The following is a 20325-nucleotide window of genomic DNA, read 5'->3' as shown; positions in this document are numbered from 1 at the left end:
CGACCGCACCGACGCCGTCCCGGCCGGGGTGGGCGCCACGGCGCAGGAAGCGGCGCTGTGAGCAGCGGGACCGCGGTCTACGTCGTCACCGCCCCCGGGGTACCGCCCTTCGGTGCCAAGGGCTGTTCGGTGCATGTACAGGAGGTGCTGCGCGAGCTGCGGCGCCGCTACCGCACGGTGCACCTGATCACCACCCGGCCGGGCGGCACCGCACCGCACGGCCTGGCGGACGTCGTCGTGCACGAGGTGCCCCGCCCGGGCGGGGCGGACCTGGCCGCCCGCGAGGCCGCACAGCGCCGCGCCGACGACGTGGCCGCGACGATCCTGACGCGGCTGTGCCGCGAGCACCGGGTCGATGTCGTCTACCAGCGCTACACGCTGTGGAGCGCCGCCACTCTGGAGGCGGCGCGCCGCGCCGGGGTGCCGTCCGTCCTGGAGATCAACGCCCCGCTGCCGGCGGAGCAGGCCGAGTACCGCGGCCTGCACGACGCCGCCGCAGCGCTCCGCTGGACGCTGCGCGCGCTCGACGCCGCCGACGCCCCGTTCGCCGTGACCGGAGCCGTCGCCCGCTGGGCGGAGCAGCTCGACCCGCGCGGCCGGGCGATCCCGGTCATCGGCAACGGCGTCGACGTCACCCGCTTCACTCCGGGCCCCCGCAGGCGCACCGCCGAGCCGGTGGTCGCGTTCGTCGGCACGTTCAAGCCCTGGCACGGCCTGGACCTGCTCGTCGACGCGGTCGCGGCCGCCCGCGCCGCGGGCCCGGCGATGCGGCTACTGCTCATCGGGGACGGCCCGGAACTCGCCGCGACAAGGGCACGGGCCCGCGATGCCGACGTGCCGGTGGTCGCGACCGGGCACCTCGCCCACGCCGAGGTGCCGGACCTGCTGCGCGGCGCCGACCTCGCCGCCGCGCCCTATCCCGAGGGCGACCACTATTTCTCGCCGCTCAAGGTCGCCGAGTACCTCGCCGCGGGGCTGCCCACCGTGGCCAGTTCCATCGCCGACCTGCCCTGCCTCGTGGCCGACGGCACCGAGGCCCTGCTCGTGCCCCCGGGAGACGTCGCCGCCACCAGCGGCGCCCTGGCCCGCCTGGCCACCGACCCGGTGCTGTGCACGCGGATGGCACGGGCGGGGCGGCGGGCCGCCGAGCGGCGGCTGTCCTGGTCGGCCGTGGTGGACAAGACACTCGGCCTGGTGCAGGACCGGCCGACGGCGGCGGAAGCGGTCGGCTGACATGCCGCGCCTCCGCCGGCCCGGCGCCCGGCCCGACTCCACGGCCTTGCGTGCCACCCTGCGCCACCTGCTGCCACTGCTGCGGCAGGAGCGCAAGCTGGTCGCACTCGGGCTGCTCACCATGCTGGTCGAGGTGCTCGCCACCCTCGCCGAGCCGTGGCCCCTCAAACCCGTGATCGACGAGGTGCTGCCTGCCTTGCTCAGCGGCGAGCCGGTCCCGCTCGGACAGGTGCTCGGCCTGCCGGTGCTCGCCCTCCTCGCCGCAGCCGGGCTGCTGGCCGTCGTGGGCCTGCGGGCCGGCGCGGCCTATGCCTCCACCGTGTGCTTCGCGATGATCGGCTCGCGGGTGATGACCCGAATACGGTCGACGGCCTACCAGCGGGTGCTGGCGCAGTCGGTGCGCTACCACCAGTCGAACTCCTCGGGCGACCTGCTGTCCCGGCTCACCACCGACGTCACCCGCCTGCAGGAGGTCGCGATCACCGCCTGTCTGCCGCTGGTCGGCAGCGTCGTGATCTTCGTCGGCATGACCCTGGTCATGCTGGTCCTCGACCCGCTCCTCACCGTCGTGGTCCTGGCCGCCGTGCCGGCGTTCCTGCTCAATGCCCGCCGCTCCTGTGGGCGGGTCACCGAGGCGGGGCGGGAGCAGCGCCGCAACGAGGGCACCCTCGCCGGGCTCGTCGGAGAGGCGCTCGGGTCGGTACGCGTCGTGCAGTCCTACCGCATCGAGGAGCGGCTGGCCGCCCGCTTCGGAGCCGACAACGCCGCGAGCCTGCGCAGCGGCATGCTCACCCAGCGCCTGTCCGCAGGCCTGGAACGGCGCACCGACCTCGTCATCGGCGCGGCCACCGCCGTGGTGCTGCTGATCGGTACGAAACGCGTGGTGGACGGCGCGCTGAGCCTGGGCGAGCTGGTGGTGTTCCTCAGCTACCTCAAGAGCGTGTTCAAGCCGATGAACAACCTCGCCAAGTACACCGGGCGCATATCCAGGGCGGCGGCGTCGGGCGAGCGGGTCGCCGAGCTTCTCGACGCCGAGCCCGAGCTGCGCGACATGCCGTGGGCGCGTCCGCTGCCCGCGCCCCGCGGCGACATCCGGCTGCAGGAGGTGACCGTCGCCCACGAGCCGGGCCGCGCCGTCCTCTCCGGCGCCTGCCTGCACATCCGCCCTGGAGAACGGGTGGGCGTCGTCGGGGCCAGCGGCTCCGGCAAGTCGACGCTGGTGGCACTGCTGCTGCGGCTGCTGGACCCGGAGTCCGGCCGAGTGCTGCTCGACGGGCACGACCTGCGCGATCTCACGCTGGCGTCGGTGCGCTCGGCCACCGCGGTGGTGCTGCAGGAGTCGGTGCTGTTCGCCGACACGGTGCGGGAGAACATACGCCTCGCCCGTCCGGAAGCAACCGACGCCGAGGTCCATGCCGCAGCCGTGGCCGCGGACGCCGACGCCTTCATCAGCGCCCTGCCCCACGGCTACGACACCGTGCTCGCCGAACGCGGCGACTCCTTGTCCGGCGGGCAGCGGCAACGCATCGCGATCGCGCGCGCGATGCTGCGCGACGCGCCGGTCGTGCTGCTCGACGAACCCACCACCGGGCTGGACGCGGATAGCCGCCGCGCGGTGCTGGCCGCGCTGGACCGACTCACCCACGGCCGCACCGTGCTGGTCGTCGCGCACCACGAGGAACTGCTCGCCTCATGCGACCGGATCATCCGCATCGCCGACGGCCGCATCGAGCAACTGCCCCACCCGGGGCCACCCCGCCCCGAACACGCTCGGCCCCGCGGAGCGCGGCCCTCCCCGGCACCCACCCACTCCGGAGACCCGCGATGACCACCCTTCCGCGGAAGCATCCCGTCCACGACCCGGTGCTCGCCCCGGCCGATCGGCTCGCCGACCGCACCGAACTCGCTCGGCTGCTCGGCGTACTGCCCTGGCTCGACGGCGCCCCCGAGCCGTTCAAGCGGCTGCGCCCCGGCTGGCCTCGGCTGGTCGGCGATGTCGTGGACCACGCCGAATCGGCGGCGACGGAACTGAGGAGGCTGAGGTGACCCCTCTGCTGCCCGCGCTGCCCGCACTGAACAGGGTGCCGGTGGAGTTCACCGCCCGCAGGGCCTGGCCGCACGCCGAAGGTCTCGCGGTGGAGGCGACGACGCGCGGCGGGACCGTCGTCGGCCTGGTCATCACCGACGACCGGGTGCGGGTGCTCGCCGGCGCCGACCCGGCACTGCCGGCGCTCGGCCCGGCCGTGGCCCGGCCCGGCACCGTTCTGCTGGTACACCGGCCCGGCCGGCGCGCGGTGCTGCGCGAGGCCGACGGGCACTACCGCAAGATCGTCCGACCCAAACGGACGCACCGGGTCGCCGACGGGCTGCGCCAGGTGCGCGAACGCGTTCGTGACGTGCGGGGTGCCCCGCTGGTGCCCGCGGTCCTGGCGGCCGAGCCCGCCGAAGGCTGGGTTCGCCTGGCGGCGCTCCCCGGCCCGACCTTGCACACCCTGCTGGCGACCGCGCCCGACGACGCGGTCGCGTTCTGTGCTCGGGTCGGCGTCGCGCTGGCCGCGCTGCTGAGGGCTCCGGCGGACGGTCTGGCCCGGCACACCGCGGCCGACGAGGTCGCGGTGGTGCGGCGGTGGACGGCCGATGCCGACGCCGCGGGCGCCGCGGGCCTGTCCGCCGCCGTCGCGCCGGTCGCCGCCGCGCTGCTCGCGCTGCCGGTGCCTTACTGGGCGCTCTGCCACCGAGACCTGCACGACGAGCAGCTCATCGCCACCAGCGCCCCGTCGGCCGACGGGGCGGCGGGCGGGCGCGCGGTCGGGCTGCTCGACCTCGACATGCTCGCCGCCGCCCACCCCGCGCTGGACACCGGAAACCTGCTGGCGCACCTGCACCTGCGCACGCTGCAGGGCCACTGCGCACCGGCGGTAGCCGCGCGCTGTGCCCGTGCCCTCACCGGCGGCCCTCTCGCAGCAGCCCTCGAACCCACCGCCGTGCGGGTCCATACCGCCGCCGCGCTGCTGCGGCTCGCGGCTGTCTACACCTTCCAGCCCGGCCCGCGGGACCTCCCCGCGCGGCTCGCGGCCCTTGCCGGTGACGCTCTGTCGTCCTCCTGGAGAAACGCGTGGCCACCGTCACGGCCTGAAAGCCATCGGCGTCTGTCGAGAGGCCGGTGGCTGTCGTGAGGTCGGTGCTCGTCCGGGCCAACGGCCCGTCCCCCCGTGGCAGATTGACACAAATGGCGCGCCTGTCAGGCTTGACGCGAAGTGTTGGGTGGAGGTTTGCTGTGCGTGATCAATCGCTGATGTGACAGCCGTGTGAGGAAGTCCAGCGGTGTCCCCACCACCCCTCGGCCGCGGCCGTAAGCGCGCGGCCCATGCCTTCGACAGTGCTCTTGGCGACACCGAACTCATCACAGCCCGGGCCGCGTTGGCGCAGGGCCGGTGGACCGCCGTACGGGCACTGCTCGTGGCGACCGGCGACGACTGGGACCGCCGCGCGCATCGCGTCACCGTGCTCGCGCAGGAGTCCAGTACGCAGGCCTGGGCCCGCGACTGGCTGCTCGCCGAACCCGAGTCCGCCGACGCCGCCGTGCTGCTCGCCGTGGCCGGTGTGCAACGCGCCCTGAACGGCAAGGAGAAGCCGGACCGGGCGCGCAAGGCCTGCCACAGCGCGGTCGCGCTCGCACCGGTCGACCCCACGCCCTGGCTCGGCCTGCTGATGCTGGAGCGCGTCCTGGGCAGCGACGAGGAAGTGGTCCGGCTCTTCGACGAGGTGCGCCATCGCCACCCCGACCACCACCACGCCCACCATCTGATGACCGCCCGGCTCGCCGAGCGTCGGCCGGAAGCGGGCCAGGATCCGCTGCACGAGGTGTACGACTTCGCCGGCTGGTCCGCCGAACAGGCGCCCGCCGACTCACCGCTGGCGATCCTGCCGGTCGTCGCGCACGCCGAGCGCTATCGCGTGCTGGCCGCCGCCGGCTGGGAGTCAGTCGATCCGGTGGCCTCCGGGCACTGGGCCGGCCGCCGGGCCCGCCAGGTGATGAAGGCCGCCTTCGACTGGTGGCTGGAGTGGGAGCGCGACGACCATCCGCGCAGCCATGTCGACCTCAACTTCCTTGCCCACGCCAAGTTCTGCGAGGGCCGGGGCGCCGAGGCCGCCGCCCTGTTCCACCGCATCGGACCGCATGCGACCCCGGCCCCGTGGGCGTACCCCGACCGAGATCCGTACACCGCCTTCCGTGCCGCACGCGACAGCGTGCTCGGCGCGGCGTGAGACCCCATACAACAAGCGACCAGTAAACGACCGCACTTGACATCCGAAAGGACAACCCCGCGATGACGACGGGCAGTTCGAAAGCCTCGAGCACTTCGAGTGCGAGCAGACCGGCAGCCGACGGCGGCGGCATCAGCACCTTCAAGGGGCAGGAGCGCGCGCTGCGCGCCGACCGGCTCGGCACGGCGGGCCTGCTCCTGTCCGTGCTCGCGGCCACCGCCCCGCTCATGGTGGTCGCGGGTGTCATGCCCACGGCATTCGCGGTGATGGGCATCGTCGGCCAGCCGCTGCTCTTCGTCATCCTCGGCGTGGTGCTCGTCCTCTTCAGCGTCGGATACGCGGAGATGAGCCGCCACGTCCACAACGCCGGCGCCTTCTACGCGTACGTCGCCCGCGGCCTCGGCGGCACCGCCGGGTCGGGTGCGGCGGCGGTCGCGCTCGTCGCGTACAACGCCCTCCAGGTGGGCATCTACGGCATCTTCGGCTTCGAGGTGTCCGGACTGTTCGCCACCTACCTCGAACTCGAAGTCGCCTGGTGGATACCGGCGTTGGTGGCCGCGCTCGTCGTCGGCGCGCTCGGCTGGCTGAAGATCGACGTCAACGCGCGCGTGCTCGGCGTCCTGCTGATCATCGAGGTGGCGCTCGTCGTCATCTTCGACTTCGCGGCCGTCGCCGACCCCGCCGGGGAGGGCCTGTCGCTGCACGCCTTCAACCCGGACACGCTCACCGGGGCGGGCCTCGGCACCGCACTGTGCTTCTGCGTCGCCGCCTTCCTCGGCTTCGAACAGGCCCCCGTGTACGCCGAGGAGACCAGCCGTCCGCACATCCTGGTCCCGCGCGTGATGTTCCTCGCGGTCGGCTTCGTCGCTGTCTTCTTCGCGATCAGCTCCTGGGCGCTGACCGTCGCCGCCGGACCCAAAGCGATCGTGGGCACCGCGCAGGATCAGGGTCCCGGGCTGCTGTTCTTCCTCACCGAGTCGCGGCTCGGCGGGACCTTCACGGACGTACTCCATGTCCTGTTCGTGACCGGCATGTTCGCGGCGATGCTCAGCTTCCACAACGTCGTCGCGCGGTACGCCTTCGCCATGGGCCGCGAGGGGCTGCTGCCCGCCGCGTTCGGCCGCACGGCGGGCACGAGCGGTGCCCCCGGCACGGGCTCGCTCCTGCAGACCGTCGTCGCCGTGCTGGTCGTGGCCGGCTTCGCGGTGGCCGACGACAAGCCGACCGGCGACCCGACCGCTCCCGTGCTGCAGCTGTTCACCTGGTTCGGCAACATCGGAGCGCTCGGCATCATCCTGCTCATGGCGGCGGCCTCGCTCTCGGTCATCGTCTTCTTCGTCCGCCGTGGCGCCGCCGGTGCGCAGGCCTGGCGGCTCGCCTCGTCCGCGGTCGCGGGTGTCGCGCTCCTCGTCATCGCGTACTACACCGTCACGGACTTCGACGTACTCGTGGCTGCGGGCCCCGGCTCCGCGCTGACCTGGGTACTGCCGGGCATCATCCTGCTGGCCGCCGTCCTCGGCCTCCTCCAGGGCCTGCTGCTGCGCTCCCGCAACCCCGAGGCGCACGCGCGCATCGGGCTCGGGAACGAGGCGTTCCAGCTGGACAAGGCGGCGGAGTCCGGCTCCTGAAGTTCCGCCTCCTCAAAGACCGGTGAGAAGTGGTTACGGATTACTGACGGGCACCCCTGACCCCTGGCTTTCCGGGGGGCAGGGGTGCTCGAATCAGTGCGTGAACTCGGAACAACCGACGGCCTCGGAACCGGAGCCGGGCGGCACCCCCATAGGGCGGCGGCTCCTGCTCGGCACGCTCGGACTCGGTGCGCTCGGCGTGGCCGCCGCGCCCGTGCTCCAGCGCGGCCTCGAGTCCTTCCTCGGCGGCGCCGCCGACAAGGACCCCACCGGACTGACCGGCCTCCTCCCCAACGGCGGCGGCTTCCGCTACTACTCGGTCGCCTCGTCCGTCCCGCGCAAGAACGCGGACAACTACCGCCTCACCATCGACGGCCTGGTGGACCGCCCCACCACGTACACGCTCTCCGAGCTGCGCGCCCTGCCGCAGACCCGGTTCGTCCGTGACGTCCAGTGCGTCACCGGCTGGCGGGTGCCGGACACTCCCTTCGAAGGCGTACGGCTCTCCCAGCTGCTGGACGCCGCCGGGGTGCGCTCCTCGGCCGGGGCCGTGCGCTTCACGTGCTTCGACGGTATGTACTCGGAGAGCCTGACGCTGTCCCAGGCCCGCCGCGACGACGTCCTCGTCGCCCTCCGTATGCAGGACAAGGACCTGTCCCACTCCCACGGCGGCCCCGTCCGCCTCTACGTCGCCCCCATGTACTTCTACAAGTCCGCGAAGTGGCTCTCCGGCATCACCCTCACGTCGGACGTCCGTCCCGGCTACTGGGAGAAGCGCGGCTACGACGTGGACGCGTGGGTGGGGCGCTCGAACGGACGTGACGATGAGGCCACGTGAGACGACGCCGTCGGCGTCGGCGGCCGGTCCGGCACGGCCCGACGAGCCCGGCGCTTCCGCCGCTTCCGCCGCGTCCGCGCGAGTACGCCGGTTCAGCCGGGGTGAGCGGTGGGTGCATCGCGCGACGGCTGTGTTGATGGGGCTGTGCGTGGTGACCGCGGCTTGCCTCTACGTGCCCCAGCTGGCGGAACTGGTCGGTCGCCGTGCGCTGGTGGTCGTGGTGCACGAGTGGTCGGGGCTGCTGCTGCCGGTTCCGGTGCTGGTGGGTCTCGCGTCCCGCGCGTTCCGTGCGGACCTGCGGCTGCTGAACCGGTTCGGGCCGCATGACCGGGTGTGGCTGCGGGCGGCTGCGCGCCGTGACGCCCAGCCTGCGTCGCGTCCGGCCGGGAAGTTCAACGCGGGTCAGAAGACGTATGCGGCCTGGATCGCCGGGGCGACGCTGGTGATGCTCGGCACGGGGCTGTTGATGTGGTTCACGCACCTGACGCCGCTTGTCTGGCGCACGAGCGCGACGTTCGTCCACGACTGGCTGGCCCTGACGATCGGTATCGTCCTGGCCGGGCACATCGGGATGGCGCTGGCAGATCCGGAGGCGCGGCGGGGGATGCGGACGGGGGCGGTGAGTAGGGAGTGGGCGGAGCGGGAGCATTCGCTTTGGCGTCCGTAGTCTGGTGCGGGTTCGCTCCGCTGGGTGAAGCGGGGCGACTGCGCTGCGCGGTCGGGTGCGGGTTCGTTGTGGCTGGTCGCGCCGTTCCCCGCGGGGTGCCTCCGGCGGTTGGGCGGCTGCGGGTTCGTGGTGGTTGCTCGCGCCGTTCCCCGCGCCCCTGGGTGGGTGGTGGGTCGGGGTCGTGGGCCGGTGCGTCAGCCCGTCGCAGGCCGGGCGTACGGCCCTTTGCTGGTACAGGGTGCGGGTGGCCTGAGACCGAACCTAAGCGACGGGCATACGACGCACCGGCCCACGGCCCCTCCCGCCGGGGGGAGGCTGCGGGTTGTTCGTGGTTGAGGGCGCCCACGCGGCGGAGCCGCACATTCGCCGTCATGGATGCCCTCGTCCTCGCGGTCGCCGCCCGGGTCCGCGACCGCGCGACCGGCACGGCCGACCTGCTCGACTTCCTGCGCTCGCAGCTGTCCGGTCCAGGCCCGGCCTGAGAGCTCCTGCCACCCGGACGGCACAATGCCCCCATGCCCCGACGCAGTTCAGTGCCCCGCCGACGGCCGCGCGGTCACGCCGCGCCCGCCGCTTCCTGCCCGTGTGGCCTCCCCGAGGCGTACGAAAAGTGCTGTGGCCGCTTCCACTCGGGCGCCGAGACCGCGCCGACCGCCGAGGCGCTGATGCGGTCGCGGTACTGCGCGTTCGTGAAGCGCGACGAGGCGTACCTGCTCCGGACCTGGCATCCGCGGACCCGGCCGCCGCGGGTGGAGTTCACACCCGGGATGAAGTGGACCGGCCTGGAGATTCTCGGTACGGACCAAGGATCGGCGTTCCACAACACCGGGACCGTGACCTTCCGGGCCTCGTACGCCGGCGGCTCGCTGCACGAGCGGAGCCGGTTCGAGCGGGTCGACGGGGCGTGGGTGTACGTGGACGGGGAGTTCATCAAGTAGCGGGAGGTGCCAGTATGTCCAGCTCCTGAAGCGCGCCCACCGCGATCTCGCGGGTCAGTTCCTCCGCCCGGTCCGCCTTGCGTTCCCGTACTGCCTCCGCGACCTGGACGTGCAGGGTGACGGCGGCCGGGTCGGGGTCCCAGAACATGACCTCGTGACGGGTGCGGCCCGTCAGGACCTCGGCGACGACGTCGCCGAGGCGGGCGAACATCTCGTTGCCAGACGCGTTGAGGATGACCCGGTGGAAGGCGATGTCGTGGACGAGGTACTTCTCGAGCTGGTGGCCGCGTGAGGTGGCGACCATGCCCAGGGCGCACTCGGTGAGTTCGGCGCACTGTTCGGCCGTGGCGTGCTGGGCGGCCAGGCCCGCGGCGACCGGTTCGACGGCGGAGCGCAGCACGGTGAGCGAGCGCAGCTGGCGCGGGCGGTCGGCGCCCGCGAGACGCCACCGGATGACCTGCGGATCGTAGACGTTCCACTCGGAGGCGGGGCGCACGATCACACCGACCCGGCGACGCGACTCGACCAGGTACATCGACTCCAGGACCCGTACGGCCTCCCGCATCACGGACCGCGACACCTCGAAGCGCTGCGCCAGCTCGTCGGTGCGCAGGACGCTGCCCGGCGGGTACTCACCCGCGGTGATGGCAGGACCGAGGCTCTCCAGTACATGGCCGTGCAGCCCCCGGCCCGGTGTGCTCATGGGGTTCAGCCTACGAGTCGGCCCACGGGAAGAAAAAGTCAGACTTTTATGTCACAGACTCTTGAACTCGTATGACCTAATAGGTTTCAGTGTCGTCCACGGATGCGGCACGCGGCCTCGACGTACATCCCGTCGTCGACCGTCCGATGTCGAAGAAGACAGCGAGAGCACGATGAATCAATCGCGGTCCACCCATGTCGTCGTGATCATGGGCGTGGCAGGCACCGGCAAGACCACCATCGGTCCCCTGCTGGCCGACCGGCTCGGCGTGCCGTACGCCGAGGGCGACGACTTCCACCCCGAGGCCAACATCGCCAAGATGTCGGCCGGGACGCCGCTCACCGACGAGGACCGCCGGCCCTGGCTGGACGCCATCGGCCGGTGGGCGCACGGGCGGGCCGGGCTCGGCGGGGTGGTCAGCTGCTCGGCGCTGAAGCGGAGTTACCGCGACCGCTTGCGGGCCTCCGCGCCCGGCGTCGTCTTCGTCCATCTCACGGGTGACCGGAAGCTCATCGAGGACCGGATGGCGCACCGCAAGGGGCACTTCATGCCAACGGCGCTGCTGGACTCCCAGTTCGCCACCCTCCAGCCGCTCCAGTCGGACGAGGCGGGTGTCGCCGTGGATGTCTCCGGCAGTCCGGAGGAGATCACCGAGCGGGCCATGACCGCTCTGCACGGCCTCGACCGGTAACTCCCCAGCACCCCCGAGCAGTAACTCCCCCTCCCCTCAAGCCACTCAAGGAAAAGCACCGTGACCAGACTCAGCGTCGAGATGCTGGCAGCGGACCCGGAGCCGATCACTTCGGCGGGTCATGCGCAGCTGGGCATCGCCGTTCTGGCGGGCATCGCCGTCATCGTTCTGCTCATCACCAAGTTCAAGCTGCACGCCTTTCTCGCGCTGACCATCGGGACGCTGGCGCTGGGCGCCATCGCCGGGGCGCCGCTCGACAAGGCCATCGCCAGTTTCAGCGCCGGCCTCGGCTCGACGGTCGCCGGCGTGGGTGTCCTGATCGCCCTCGGTGCCATCCTCGGCAAGCTGCTCGCGGACTCCGGCGGCGCCGACCAGATCGTCGACACGATCCTCGCCAAGGCGGGCGGGCGTTCGATGCCGTGGGCGATGGTGCTGATCGCCTCGGTGATCGGGCTGCCGCTGTTCTTCGAGGTCGGCATCGTGCTGCTGATCCCGGTCGTCCTGATGGTGGCCAAGCGCGGCAACTACTCGCTGATGCGGATCGGCATCCCGGCCCTCGCGGGTCTGTCCGTGATGCACGGTCTGATCCCGCCGCACCCCGGCCCGCTGGTCGCGATCGACACGGTCAAGGCGGACCTCGGTGTCACCCTCGCCCTCGGCCTGCTGGTCGCCATCCCGACCGTGGTCATCGCGGGCCCGATGTTCTCGAAGTACGCGGCCCGCTGGGTGGACGTACCCGCACCTGAGAAGATGATCCCGCAGCGCACCTCCGACGACTTGGAGAAGCGCCCCGGCTTCGGTGCCACCATCGCCACCGTGCTGCTGCCGGTCGTGCTGATGCTGGCCAAGGCGCTGGTGGACATCATCATCGACGACCCCGAGAACATGGTGCAGCGCGTCTTCGACGTGATCGGCTCCCCGCTGATCGCACTGCTCGCGGCTGTGATCGTCGGCATCTTCACCCTGGGCCGGGCAGCCGGCTTCGCCAAGGACCGGATCTCGACGACGGTCGAGAAGTCCCTCGGTCCGATCGCGGGCATCCTGCTCATCGTCGGCGCGGGCGGCGGTTTCAAGCAGACGCTGATCGACTCCGGTGTGGGCCAGATGATCCTGGACATCTCCGAGGACTGGTCGATACCCGCCCTGCTCCTCGCCTGGCTGATCGCGGTGGCGATCCGGCTCGCGACCGGTTCCGCCACCGTCGCCACCATCTCGGCCGCCGGTCTCGTCGCACCGCTCGCAGCCGACATGTCGACCACACACGCGTCCCTGCTGGTACTGGCGATCGGCGCGGGCTCGCTGTTCTTCAGCCATGTCAACGACGCCGGGTTCTGGCTGGTGAAGGAGTACTTCGGCCTCGACGTCGGCCAGACGATCAAGACGTGGTCGGTGATGGAGACCCTCATCTCGGTGGTCGCCGGAGGCGTGGTCCTGCTGCTGTCATTGGTCATTTAGCGTCCTTAGGAGTACGGGCATGAGTCACCCTCTCTTCGACATCAGCGGCCGTACGGCGCTGGTCACCGGGTCCAGCCGGGGCATCGGCCACGCGCTGGCCCGTGGCCTCGCGGAGGCCGGCTGCACGGTGGTACTCAACGGCCGGGACGCCACGCGCCTCGCGAAGGCGGCGGCGGAGCTGCCCGGCGAAGCCGTGCACACAGCGGCCTTCGATGTCACGGACGGACCGTCAGTGGCGGCTGGAATAGCGGACGTCGAGGAGCGAGTAGGCCCCCTCGACATCCTCGTCAACAACGCGGGGATGCAACTCCGCGCTCCCCTCCTGGAGTTCAAGGACACCGACTGGCACCGGATCCTCAACACCAACCTGACGAGCGCGTTCCTGGTGGGCCGGGAAGCCGCCCGCCGGATGACGGAACGTGGCCACGGCAAGATCGTCAACATCTGCTCGTTGCAGAGCGAGGTGGTACGGCCCGGGATCGCGCCGTACGCCGCCACCAAGGGCGCGCTGAAGATGCTCACCAAGGGCATGTGTGCGGACTGGGGACCGCAGGGCGTGCAGGTCAACGGGCTCGGTCCCGGCTACATCGAGACCGAGCTCACCCAGCCCCTCGTCGACGACCCCGAGTTCAGCGCCTGGGTGCGGCGGCGTACGCCCGCGGGCCGCTGGGGCCGTACGGAGGACCTGGTCGGCGGCCTGCTCTTCCTCGCATCCCCCGCGGCGGACTTCGTGAGCGGGCAGATCCTGTACGTCGACGGCGGCATGACCAGCGTCCTGTGAAAGGGGCTCCCCCAATGCTCGGTTGCGTGATCCACGGCCAGGGAGACCTGCGGGTCGACGAGCTGCCACCTCCCTCTCCCGGCTCCGGCGAGGCGCTCGTCGCCATACGGTACGGCGGGGTATGCGGCTCCGATCTGCACTACTGGCGGCATGGCGGCGTAGGGGACTTCCGGCTACGGGAGCCGATGGTGCTCGGGCACGAGGGTGGGGACGGTGGTCTCGTACGGGGCCGGGGGTGACGGTCCCGCGCCGGGTACGGCCGTCGCGGTGCACCCGGCGACAGCCTGCGGCTTGTGCCCGGAGTGCGTGTCCGGGCGGCGGAACGTGTGCCGGGACACCCGTTACCTCGGCAGCGCGGCCCGCACGCCGCACGTGCAGGGCGGGTTCGCGGCCCAACTGGTCGTTCCCGACGAGCAGTTGAGGGCCCTGCCCGCCGGGCTTCCGCTGCGCCGGGCCGCGCTGGCCGAGCCGTTGTCCGTCGCGCTGCACGCGGTGCGGCGGGCCGGCGACGTCTCCGGCCGGCACGTCCTCGTCACCGGCGCGGGGCCCATCGGCTGCCTCGTCGTCGCGGCGGCGAAGGCGGCGGGTGCCGCGCGGGTGACGGTCACGGATCTGCTGCCGCGGGCGCTGGAGTTCGCGGTGGCGGCCGGGGCGGACGGGGTCGTACGCGCGGACGAGCCCGCCTCTCCCGGCCTGCCCGCGGAGGTCGACGCCGCGATCGAGGCCTCCGGGGTTGCCGCGGGTCTTGACACCTGCCTCCGGCTCGTACGGCGCGGCGGTGTCGTCGTCCAGCTCGGCATGCTCCCGCCCGGCCAGACTCCCTTCGCCGGGAACCTCGTGGTCAGCCGCGAGCTCGAACTCCGGGGCTCCTTCCGCTTCGACGGAGAGTTCGACGAGGCGCTTGCGCTGCTCGCGCGGGAGCCCAGGTTCGATGACCTGGTGAGCGCGGTCGTCCCCCTCCGCGAGGCGGAGCCGGCGTTCGCCCTGGCCGCGGACCGTACGAAGTCCTGCAAGGTTTTGCTGGACTTCGAGAGGTAGCGGTCGTGTCTGGTGTGCGGGTGGGTGGGGGAGGGTTTTCTTTCCCCAGCCCCGCCCCTTCCCGAAACGGGGGGCTCCGCCCCCAGGCCCCCAAGGGGGTGGGGGTGACACGTCGTGTCGCGGCTGCGGGTCCGTGGTGGCTGGTCGCGCCGTTCCCCGCGCCCCTGAAGGGGCGCTCCCGGAGCCGCCGGCCACCATGCTCGCCAGCCACGACGTGCCCGCAGCCTCCCACCGGCGGGAGGGGACGTGGGCCGGTGCGTCGTATGCCCGTCGCGTAGGTTCGGTCTCGGAGAACCAGGACCGTGTACCAGCCCAGGGTCGTATGCCCGGCCTGCGACGGGCTGACGCACCGGCCCACGGCCCCGACCCACCACGCACCCAGGGGCGCGGGGAACGGCGCGAGCAACCACCACGCACCCGCAGCTACCCCGCGCCACCCAGCGGAGCGCCCGGCGGATAAGGCGGCCGAGCCGGAATCCCCGCGCCGGAGGCGGACGGCAGCGGCGGAAGCGCCGTCTCGTGCAGCCAGGCGGAGAACATGTCGTCCAGCGGAGCGTCCGCGTACCGCGCGACGTGCCGCGTGAACGCCTCCGTCGTCACCGCGCCGCCCCGATGCAGCGCCGCCCACGCGCGCAGCATCCGGAAGAACGCCTCGTCACCCAGCGCACAGCGCACCGCATGCAGCACCAGCCCGCCACGCTCGTAGAGCCGGTCGTCGAACATCAACTTGCGCCCCGGATCCGCCAGTTGGAGATCCTGCGGCAACCCGGCCAGCTTCCGGTGCGCCAAAGCGGCGAGCGCCTGCGCACTGCGCCCGCCCGACCGCTCCGACCACAGCCACTCCGCGTACTTCGCGAACCCTTCGTTCAGCCAGATGTGCCGCCAGTCGGCGATGCTCACACTGTTGCCGAACCACTGGTGCGCCAGCTCGTGCGCGACGAGGCGCTCCGAACCCCGCGCCCCGTCCACATGGTTGGCGCCGAACAGGGACAGCCCCTGCGCCTCCACCGGGACGTCCAGCTCCTCCTCGGTGACGACCACCGCGTATTCACCGAACGGATACGGGCCGAAGACCTCCTCGAACAGTTCCATCATCGCGGGCTGCCGTGCGAAGTCCCGGGAGAACGGGGTGAGCAGATGCGCCGGGATGTGCCCGGCCTGCGGTACACCGCCGAGGCCGGGGTCGCCGAGCAGCACCGTCTGGTACTTCCCGATGGACAGCCCGACCAGGTAGCTGGACGTCGGCGCCGACTGCTCGTAGACCCACGTGGTCGTCGAAGCCTTCGTCGTCCGGGTCAGCAGCCGGCCACCGGCCACGACCGAGTACGCGGACGGCGTGGTGATCGACAGCTGGTACGAGGCCTTGTCGGCGGGCCGGTCGTTGCACGGGTACCAGGACGGCGCCCCGACCGGCTGGCTGGCCACCAGCGCCCCGTCCTCCAGTTCCTCCCAGCCGAGCCCGCCCCAGGGGCTGCGTACCGGCTTGGGATTGCCCGACCAGTGCACCTCCACCGTGAAGGCGGCCCCGGCCCGGACCGGCTTCGCCGGGCGGATACGGAGCCGGCCGCCCCGGTGCGTGTAGTGCGGTGCCCGGCCGTCGACCCGTACCCGGCCCACCTTGAAGTCGGCGAGGTTCAGCAGGAACTCGGCGAGCGGCGCCCGGCCGGCTATGGCGTTGAGCCGGGCGGTGCCGGACAGCCGGTTGGGGCCGGGACGGTAGTCCAGGGCGAGTTCGTACCGGTGCACCCGGTAGCGGGCGTCCCCGTTCGCCGGGAAGTACGGGTCCGCTCCCACTGTCCGCTGCGCCACTGCTGTGTCCGCTCCCTGCCCTGTGCTCGTACGACGTGCCGGTGCCACCTCCCCGGGCGCCGTACGGGCCGCGCCTAGGGACGCCATGCTTCGATCGGGTTGCCCAGCCAGCGGGTGTCGTCGGGAACGGATTCCGCCGCCATGACGAGGGATGCGGGTCCCAGCGTGCTGCGGGCTCCGACGGTGCTGCCGGGCAGAACGATTCCGCCCGGGCCCAGGGTGGCGCCCTCACGGAGGACCACAGTATCCGTCCGCAAGATCCGGTCGTGGAAGAGGTGGGTCTGCAGGACACAGCCACGGTTCACGGTCGCGGCGTCCTCCAGCGTCACCAGGTCCGTCTCCGGCAGCCAGTAGCTCTCCACCCACACGCCCTTGCCGATCCGGGCGCCGAGGCCGCGCAGCCACAGCGACATCACGGGCGTACCGGGCACGGAACCGGCCAGCCATGGCACGGCCACCACCTCGACGAAGGTGTCGGCCAGCTCGTTGCGCCACACGAAGCCGCTCCACAGCGGGTGCTCACCGGTCCGGTGCCGCCCCACGAGCAGCCACTTCGCGACGATGGACACCAGGCCGGCGACCGCGCCCGCGCCGAGCAGCACCACGCCGCCGAGCAGCCACGCCCAGGCGCCCAGCGTGCTGAGCGCGGCCACCGTCAGCACGGCCAGCGCGGCCGAGCAGAACACCGGGACGATCCGGCACAGCTCGACCAGACCGCGCGCCCACAGCAGCCGCGCGGGCGGGTCGTACGTACGGCTCTGGTCGGCGTCGTTGGTCGCACGCGGCAGCTTCACCGGCGGCAGACCCAGATACGAGCTGCCCTTCTTGGCCTTCTTCGGCGTCGCCGACAGCACCCCGACCAGGCCGCCGTCCGGCACGGAGCGGCCCGGCGCGGTCATCCCGGAGTTGCCGAGGAAGGCCCGGCGGCCGATCTCCGCCCGCCCGATCCGCATCCAGCCGCCCCCGAGCTCGTACGGAGCGGTCAGTGTGTCGTCCGCGAGGAACGCGCCCTCGCCGACCGTCGTGAGACTGGGCAGCGCGAGCACGGTGGACACTTCGGCGCCCCGCCCGATCTTCATCCCGAGCAGCCGCAGCCACACCGGCGTGACCAGCCCGGCGTACAGCGGGAACAGCGTCTCCCGCGAGCGGTCCATCAGCTGCGTGACCGTCCAGGCCTGCCAGCCGATCCGGCTGTGCGTGGGATGCGTGCCAGGACGCAGGCCCAGACTGAGCAGCCGTACGGAGATCAGCAGGAGCAGCGCGTACGCGAAACCGAAGGTCAGCGTCGCCGGCACCAGCGCGAGCGCGGCGCCCCGCAGAGCCTCGCCGAGCCCGGCGTCCGGCGAGACGAAGACGCTCGCCACGAGGAGGGCGGCCAGAGCGGCGAGGAGCGGCAGCGCCGTCAGGGCGAACCCGGTAGCGCCGTACATGATTCCCCAGTACGTCCCCTTCCGCGGGCGCTCCTTGGGCCAGTCCCGCTTCGCCTTGCCGAGCTTGACCGCGGGAGCGCCCGCCCAGCGCTGACCGGTGGGAATATGTCCTGAGACGGCGGAGCCGGGGGCCACCTCGGCCCGCTTGCCGACGCGGGCGCCCGGGAAGAGCATGCCGCGGGTGCCGACCACCGCGCCCGCGCCCACCTTGACGGGGCCGATCTCCAGCCGGTCGCCGTCCAGCCAGTGCCCGGACAGGTCCACCTCGGACTCGACGGCGGCACCGCGGCCGAGCTTGAGCATGCCGGTCACCGGCGGCAGTGAGTGCAGGTCCACATCGGGGCCGACCTTGGCGCCGAGCGCCCGCGCGTACCGCTCCAGCCAGGACCCGGTCAGCGAGGTAGCACCGCTGAACTCGGCGAGCCGCTCCGCCGTCCACAGCCGCAGATGCACGCTCCCGCCGCGCGGGTAGCGACCGGGCTTGACGCCCCGCAGCAGCAGCCGGGCACCGCCCGCGGCGATCGCGAGGCGCCCAGGCGGACTGAAGAACAGCGCCGCTCCGGCGACGGCCCACCAGGAAGTCTGAGGAGCCCAGGGGTACGCGCCGAACCAGTGCAGGGCGTTGCCGAGCGCGGCCAGCGCCACGGTCCAGCGCAGCCCGAGGAGCGTGAACAGGGGGATGAGCAGAAGCAGTTGAACGACCTTGGCCCGCAGCGGCACCGGCGCGATCTCGCGGGCGGCACCGTCGCCCTGCGCGGACTTCTCCAGATGCCGGGCCAGCTTGCGCAGCACGGGGTGCTGATAGAGGTCGACCACGGCAGCGCTGGGGTAGCGGGTGCGCAACTTGGTGGTGAGCTGGGCGGCGGCCAGGCTGCTGCCGCCGATCGCGAAGAAGTCGTCCCGCGCGCTGCCCACGGGGATGCCGAGGACCTCGCTCCACTGCTCGGCGAGCCAGGCCTCGGTGCCGTACAGCTGCTCGGCGGGACCACTCGTCTCCAGTTCGGGCAGCGGCCAGGGCAGCGCGTTGCGGTCGACCTTGCCTGACGTACGGGTCGGCAGCTCGTCGACGGGCGCGAGCAGCGGGACCAGGGCCGCAGGCAGTTCGGCACGCAACTTCTCGACAGCGCTCGCGTGGTCCCAGCCGTCCTGCGTCACCACATAGCCGACGAGCAGCTGATTGCCGCTGCGCGCGCTGCGCACGGCGGCAGCCGCGCCCTGGACACCGGGCAGCGCCTGGAGCGCGGCGTCCACCTCGCCCAGCTCGATCCGCCGCCCGCCGAGCTTGATCTGCTCGTCGGCCCGCCCGAGGAAGACCAGCCCCTCCGGCTCGGCCTTGACCAGGTCACCACTGCGGTACGCACGCTTCCAGCCCAACGACTCCAGCGGGGCGTACTTCTCCGCGTCCTTCTCGGGATCGAGATAGCGGGCCAGACCCACCCCGCCGATCACCAGCTGCCCGCTGGCGCCCATCGGCACCGGCTCCCCGGCCTCGTCGACGACGGCCAGCTCCCAGCCGTTCAGCGGCAGCCCGATCCGGATCGGCTCCTCACCGGTCATCAGCGAGGCGCACGCGACCACGGTGGCCTCGGTGGGGCCGTACGTGTTCCAGACCTCGCGTCCCTCGGTCACCAGCCGCTGGACCAGCTCGGGCGGGCAGGCCTCGCCGCCGAAGATCAGCAGCCGTACGTCGTTGAGGGCCTCCGGCTCCCACAGAGCGGCCAGCGTCGGCACCGTGGACACCACGGTGATCTCCTGCTCCACCAGCCAGGGCCCGAGATCGGCACCGCTGCGCACCTGGGAACGCGGCACGGGCACCAGACAGGCCCCGTACCGCCAGGCCAGCCACATCTCCTCACAGGAGGCGTCGAAGGCGACGGACAGCCCGGCCATGACCCGGTCGCCGGGCCCGATCGGCTCCTCGGTGAGGAACAGCTCGGCCTCGGCGTCCACGAAGGCGGCGGCGCTGCGGTGACTGACGGCGACGCCCTTGGGCTTCCCGGTCGAGCCGGAGGTGAAGATGATCCAGGCGTCGTGCTCGGTACCGGGCCGCGCGGCGGGGGTCTCGCTCTTCTCGCCGACGGTCAGCTCGTACCCGGCCCCGACGACCGCCCGCACCCCGGCCTCGCCGAACACCAACTCGGCCCGCTCATCGGGGTCTTCGGCGTCCACGGGCACATAGGCGGCGCCAGCGGCCAGTACGGCGAGGATGGCGACGTACAGGTCATTGGTCCCGGAGGGGACGCGTACGCCGACCCGGTCGCCGAGGCCGACCCCGGCAGTGCTCAGGCGTCGCCGCAGGTTCTCGACCTCGACGGCCAGCGCCCGGTACGTGAGGGGGCGACTTCCGTCGTCCAGGGCGAGCTCGTCCGGGTACGAGCGGACGGAGGCCTCGAAGACGTCGACGAGGGTGCGGGGGGAGGACGCGGGGCCTGCGGAGAAACGTGCCGTATTGCCGAACTGTTCGCGGATCTCTGCGTCGAGCACACCGAGAGCACTGCTCTCGTGTATGGCTGTCATCGCGACCTCGCCTCTCGTTCCCGGAAACCTCCGGGGCGCTGGCGGGCCCGCAGGTCTGCCTGGGGTTGTCCGGTTCCAGCTCCGTAACAAGCCGGAAATCTTAGTACGACTCTGGACTCGCCCCTTACGAGCAGCCATACGGGAGGCCCGTTCGGGGCTGCCCATCGAAGGCACCCACCCGCCGTGACCTCGTGATCTGCCCCTCGGACGAGATATCGCCCACACATCGGCCGAGGGCGGGTCGGACAGCACTCGATATCAGTCGGGCTCCTTCGACTGACTCCCGCACGCGCCCCGCTCCCGGGCGAGAGGTCCGGGAGCGGGGCCA

15 protein-coding genes and 1 pseudogene are annotated in these 20325 nt (G+C 72.2%); 13 read left to right on the top strand and 3 right to left on the bottom strand.

The genetic code is table 11. The features are described from left to right. Positions 1 to 57: 57 nt before the first annotated feature. The 9 genes from ACYVO6_RS01825 (at position 58) to ACYVO6_RS01785 (ending at position 9573) form a co-directional block, all read left to right on the top strand. Positions 58 to 1233, top strand: a complete 1176-nt coding sequence (locus ACYVO6_RS01825) for a glycosyltransferase family 4 protein (protein ID WP_461056595.1) — start codon at positions 58 to 60, stop codon at positions 1231 to 1233. 1 nt (position 1234) lies between these two features. After that, positions 1235 to 3061 carry an ABC transporter ATP-binding protein gene (locus ACYVO6_RS01820; RefSeq protein WP_461056594.1) on the top strand — a complete coding sequence of 609 codons (1827 nt, stop codon included), beginning with the start codon at positions 1235 to 1237 and terminating at the stop codon, positions 3059 to 3061. Continuing rightward, positions 3058 to 3279, top strand: a complete 222-nt coding sequence (locus ACYVO6_RS01815) for a hypothetical protein (RefSeq protein ID WP_461056593.1) — start codon at positions 3058 to 3060, stop codon at positions 3277 to 3279. Before ACYVO6_RS01820 ends, ACYVO6_RS01815 begins: the two co-directional genes overlap by 4 nt. Beyond that, on the top strand, positions 3276 to 4409 hold the full coding sequence (locus tag ACYVO6_RS01810) for a hypothetical protein (RefSeq protein ID WP_461056592.1): 1134 nt from the start codon (positions 3276 to 3278) through the stop codon (positions 4407 to 4409). The genes ACYVO6_RS01815 and ACYVO6_RS01810 overlap by 4 nt, the downstream gene beginning before the upstream one ends. A gap of 148 nt (positions 4410 to 4557) precedes the next feature. Continuing rightward, entirely contained in the window at positions 4558 to 5502 is a 945-nt protein-coding gene (locus ACYVO6_RS01805; protein ID WP_461056591.1) for a hypothetical protein, read from the top strand. 62 nt (positions 5503 to 5564) lie between these two features. Further along, on the top strand, positions 5565 to 7130 hold the full coding sequence (locus tag ACYVO6_RS01800; protein WP_461056590.1) for an APC family permease: 1566 nt from the start codon (positions 5565 to 5567) through the stop codon (positions 7128 to 7130). A 100-nt stretch (positions 7131 to 7230) separates the two neighbouring features. Beyond that, positions 7231 to 7968, top strand: coding sequence for a molybdopterin-dependent oxidoreductase (locus tag ACYVO6_RS01795; protein ID WP_461056589.1), 738 nt, complete (start codon positions 7231 to 7233; stop codon positions 7966 to 7968). Continuing rightward, positions 7955 to 8635, top strand: a complete 681-nt coding sequence (locus ACYVO6_RS01790; protein ID WP_461056588.1) for a cytochrome b/b6 domain-containing protein — start codon at positions 7955 to 7957, stop codon at positions 8633 to 8635. Before ACYVO6_RS01795 ends, ACYVO6_RS01790 begins: the two co-directional genes overlap by 14 nt. Positions 8636 to 9150: 515 nt before the next feature. Further along, positions 9151 to 9573, top strand: a complete 423-nt coding sequence (locus ACYVO6_RS01785) for a YchJ family protein (RefSeq protein WP_461056587.1) — start codon at positions 9151 to 9153, stop codon at positions 9571 to 9573. Here the strand turns inward: ACYVO6_RS01785 and ACYVO6_RS01780 are convergent. Beyond that, positions 9566 to 10276 carry a FadR/GntR family transcriptional regulator gene (locus ACYVO6_RS01780; RefSeq protein ID WP_461056586.1) on the bottom strand — a complete coding sequence of 237 codons (711 nt, stop codon included), beginning with the start codon at positions 10274 to 10276 and terminating at the stop codon, positions 9566 to 9568. The genes ACYVO6_RS01785 and ACYVO6_RS01780 overlap by 8 nt on opposite strands. Before the next feature lie 172 nt (positions 10277 to 10448). Between ACYVO6_RS01780 and ACYVO6_RS01775 the strand changes: the two genes are divergently transcribed. From ACYVO6_RS01775 to ACYVO6_RS01760, 4 genes and pseudogenes are all read left to right on the top strand, one after another. Continuing rightward, complete coding sequence (locus ACYVO6_RS01775) at positions 10449 to 10967, top strand: gluconokinase (protein WP_461056585.1); 519 nt, start codon at positions 10449 to 10451, stop codon at positions 10965 to 10967. Between the two features lie 60 nt (positions 10968 to 11027). After that, positions 11028 to 12422, top strand: a complete 1395-nt coding sequence (locus tag ACYVO6_RS01770) for a GntP family permease (protein ID WP_461056584.1) — start codon at positions 11028 to 11030, stop codon at positions 12420 to 12422. A 19-nt stretch (positions 12423 to 12441) separates the two neighbouring features. After that, positions 12442 to 13203: an SDR family oxidoreductase gene (locus ACYVO6_RS01765; RefSeq protein WP_461056583.1), complete on the top strand. Its 762-nt coding sequence runs from the start codon at positions 12442 to 12444 to the stop codon at positions 13201 to 13203. A gap of 14 nt (positions 13204 to 13217) precedes the next feature. After that, positions 13218 to 14241: pseudogene (locus tag ACYVO6_RS01760) on the top strand (L-idonate 5-dehydrogenase). Between the two features lie 423 nt (positions 14242 to 14664). Here ACYVO6_RS01760 and ACYVO6_RS01755 read toward each other — a convergent pair. Together ACYVO6_RS01755 and ACYVO6_RS01750 are read right to left on the bottom strand one after the other, a co-directional pair. Continuing rightward, positions 14665 to 16035: a M1 family metallopeptidase gene (locus ACYVO6_RS01755; protein ID WP_461056719.1), complete on the bottom strand. Its 1371-nt coding sequence runs from the start codon at positions 16033 to 16035 to the stop codon at positions 14665 to 14667. An 89-nt stretch (positions 16036 to 16124) separates the two neighbouring features. Further along, positions 16125 to 19997 carry a Pls/PosA family non-ribosomal peptide synthetase gene (locus tag ACYVO6_RS01750; RefSeq protein WP_461056582.1) on the bottom strand — a complete coding sequence of 1291 codons (3873 nt, stop codon included), beginning with the start codon at positions 19995 to 19997 and terminating at the stop codon, positions 16125 to 16127. Positions 19998 to 20325: the final 328 nt, after the last annotated feature.

This window comes from Streptomyces pseudoechinosporeus (genome assembly GCF_054783935.1).
The sequence above is the reverse complement of the archived record's forward strand: the minus strand, read 5'-3'. Positions and strand labels throughout refer to the sequence as shown.

What these genes read in the sequence shown, in the direction of transcription:
- ACYVO6_RS01820 (WP_461056594.1), top strand. Translation starts at nt 1,235, where the DNA reads ATGCCGCGCCTCCGCCGGCCCGGCGCCCGGCCCGACTCCACGGCCTTG.
- ACYVO6_RS01780 (WP_461056586.1), bottom strand. Translation starts at nt 10,276, where the DNA reads ATGAGCACACCGGGCCGGGGGCTGCACGGCCATGTACTGGAGAGCCTC.
- ACYVO6_RS01800 (WP_461056590.1), top strand. Translation starts at nt 5,565, where the DNA reads ATGACGACGGGCAGTTCGAAAGCCTCGAGCACTTCGAGTGCGAGCAGA.
- ACYVO6_RS01765 (WP_461056583.1), top strand. Translation starts at nt 12,442, where the DNA reads ATGAGTCACCCTCTCTTCGACATCAGCGGCCGTACGGCGCTGGTCACC.
- ACYVO6_RS01790 (WP_461056588.1), top strand. Translation starts at nt 7,955, where the DNA reads ATGAGGCCACGTGAGACGACGCCGTCGGCGTCGGCGGCCGGTCCGGCA.
- ACYVO6_RS01815 (WP_461056593.1), top strand. Translation starts at nt 3,058, where the DNA reads ATGACCACCCTTCCGCGGAAGCATCCCGTCCACGACCCGGTGCTCGCC.
- ACYVO6_RS01750 (WP_461056582.1), bottom strand. Translation starts at nt 19,997, where the DNA reads ATGACAGCCATACACGAGAGCAGTGCTCTCGGTGTGCTCGACGCAGAG.
- ACYVO6_RS01775 (WP_461056585.1), top strand. Translation starts at nt 10,449, where the DNA reads ATGAATCAATCGCGGTCCACCCATGTCGTCGTGATCATGGGCGTGGCA.
- ACYVO6_RS01785 (WP_461056587.1), top strand. Translation starts at nt 9,151, where the DNA reads ATGCCCCGACGCAGTTCAGTGCCCCGCCGACGGCCGCGCGGTCACGCC.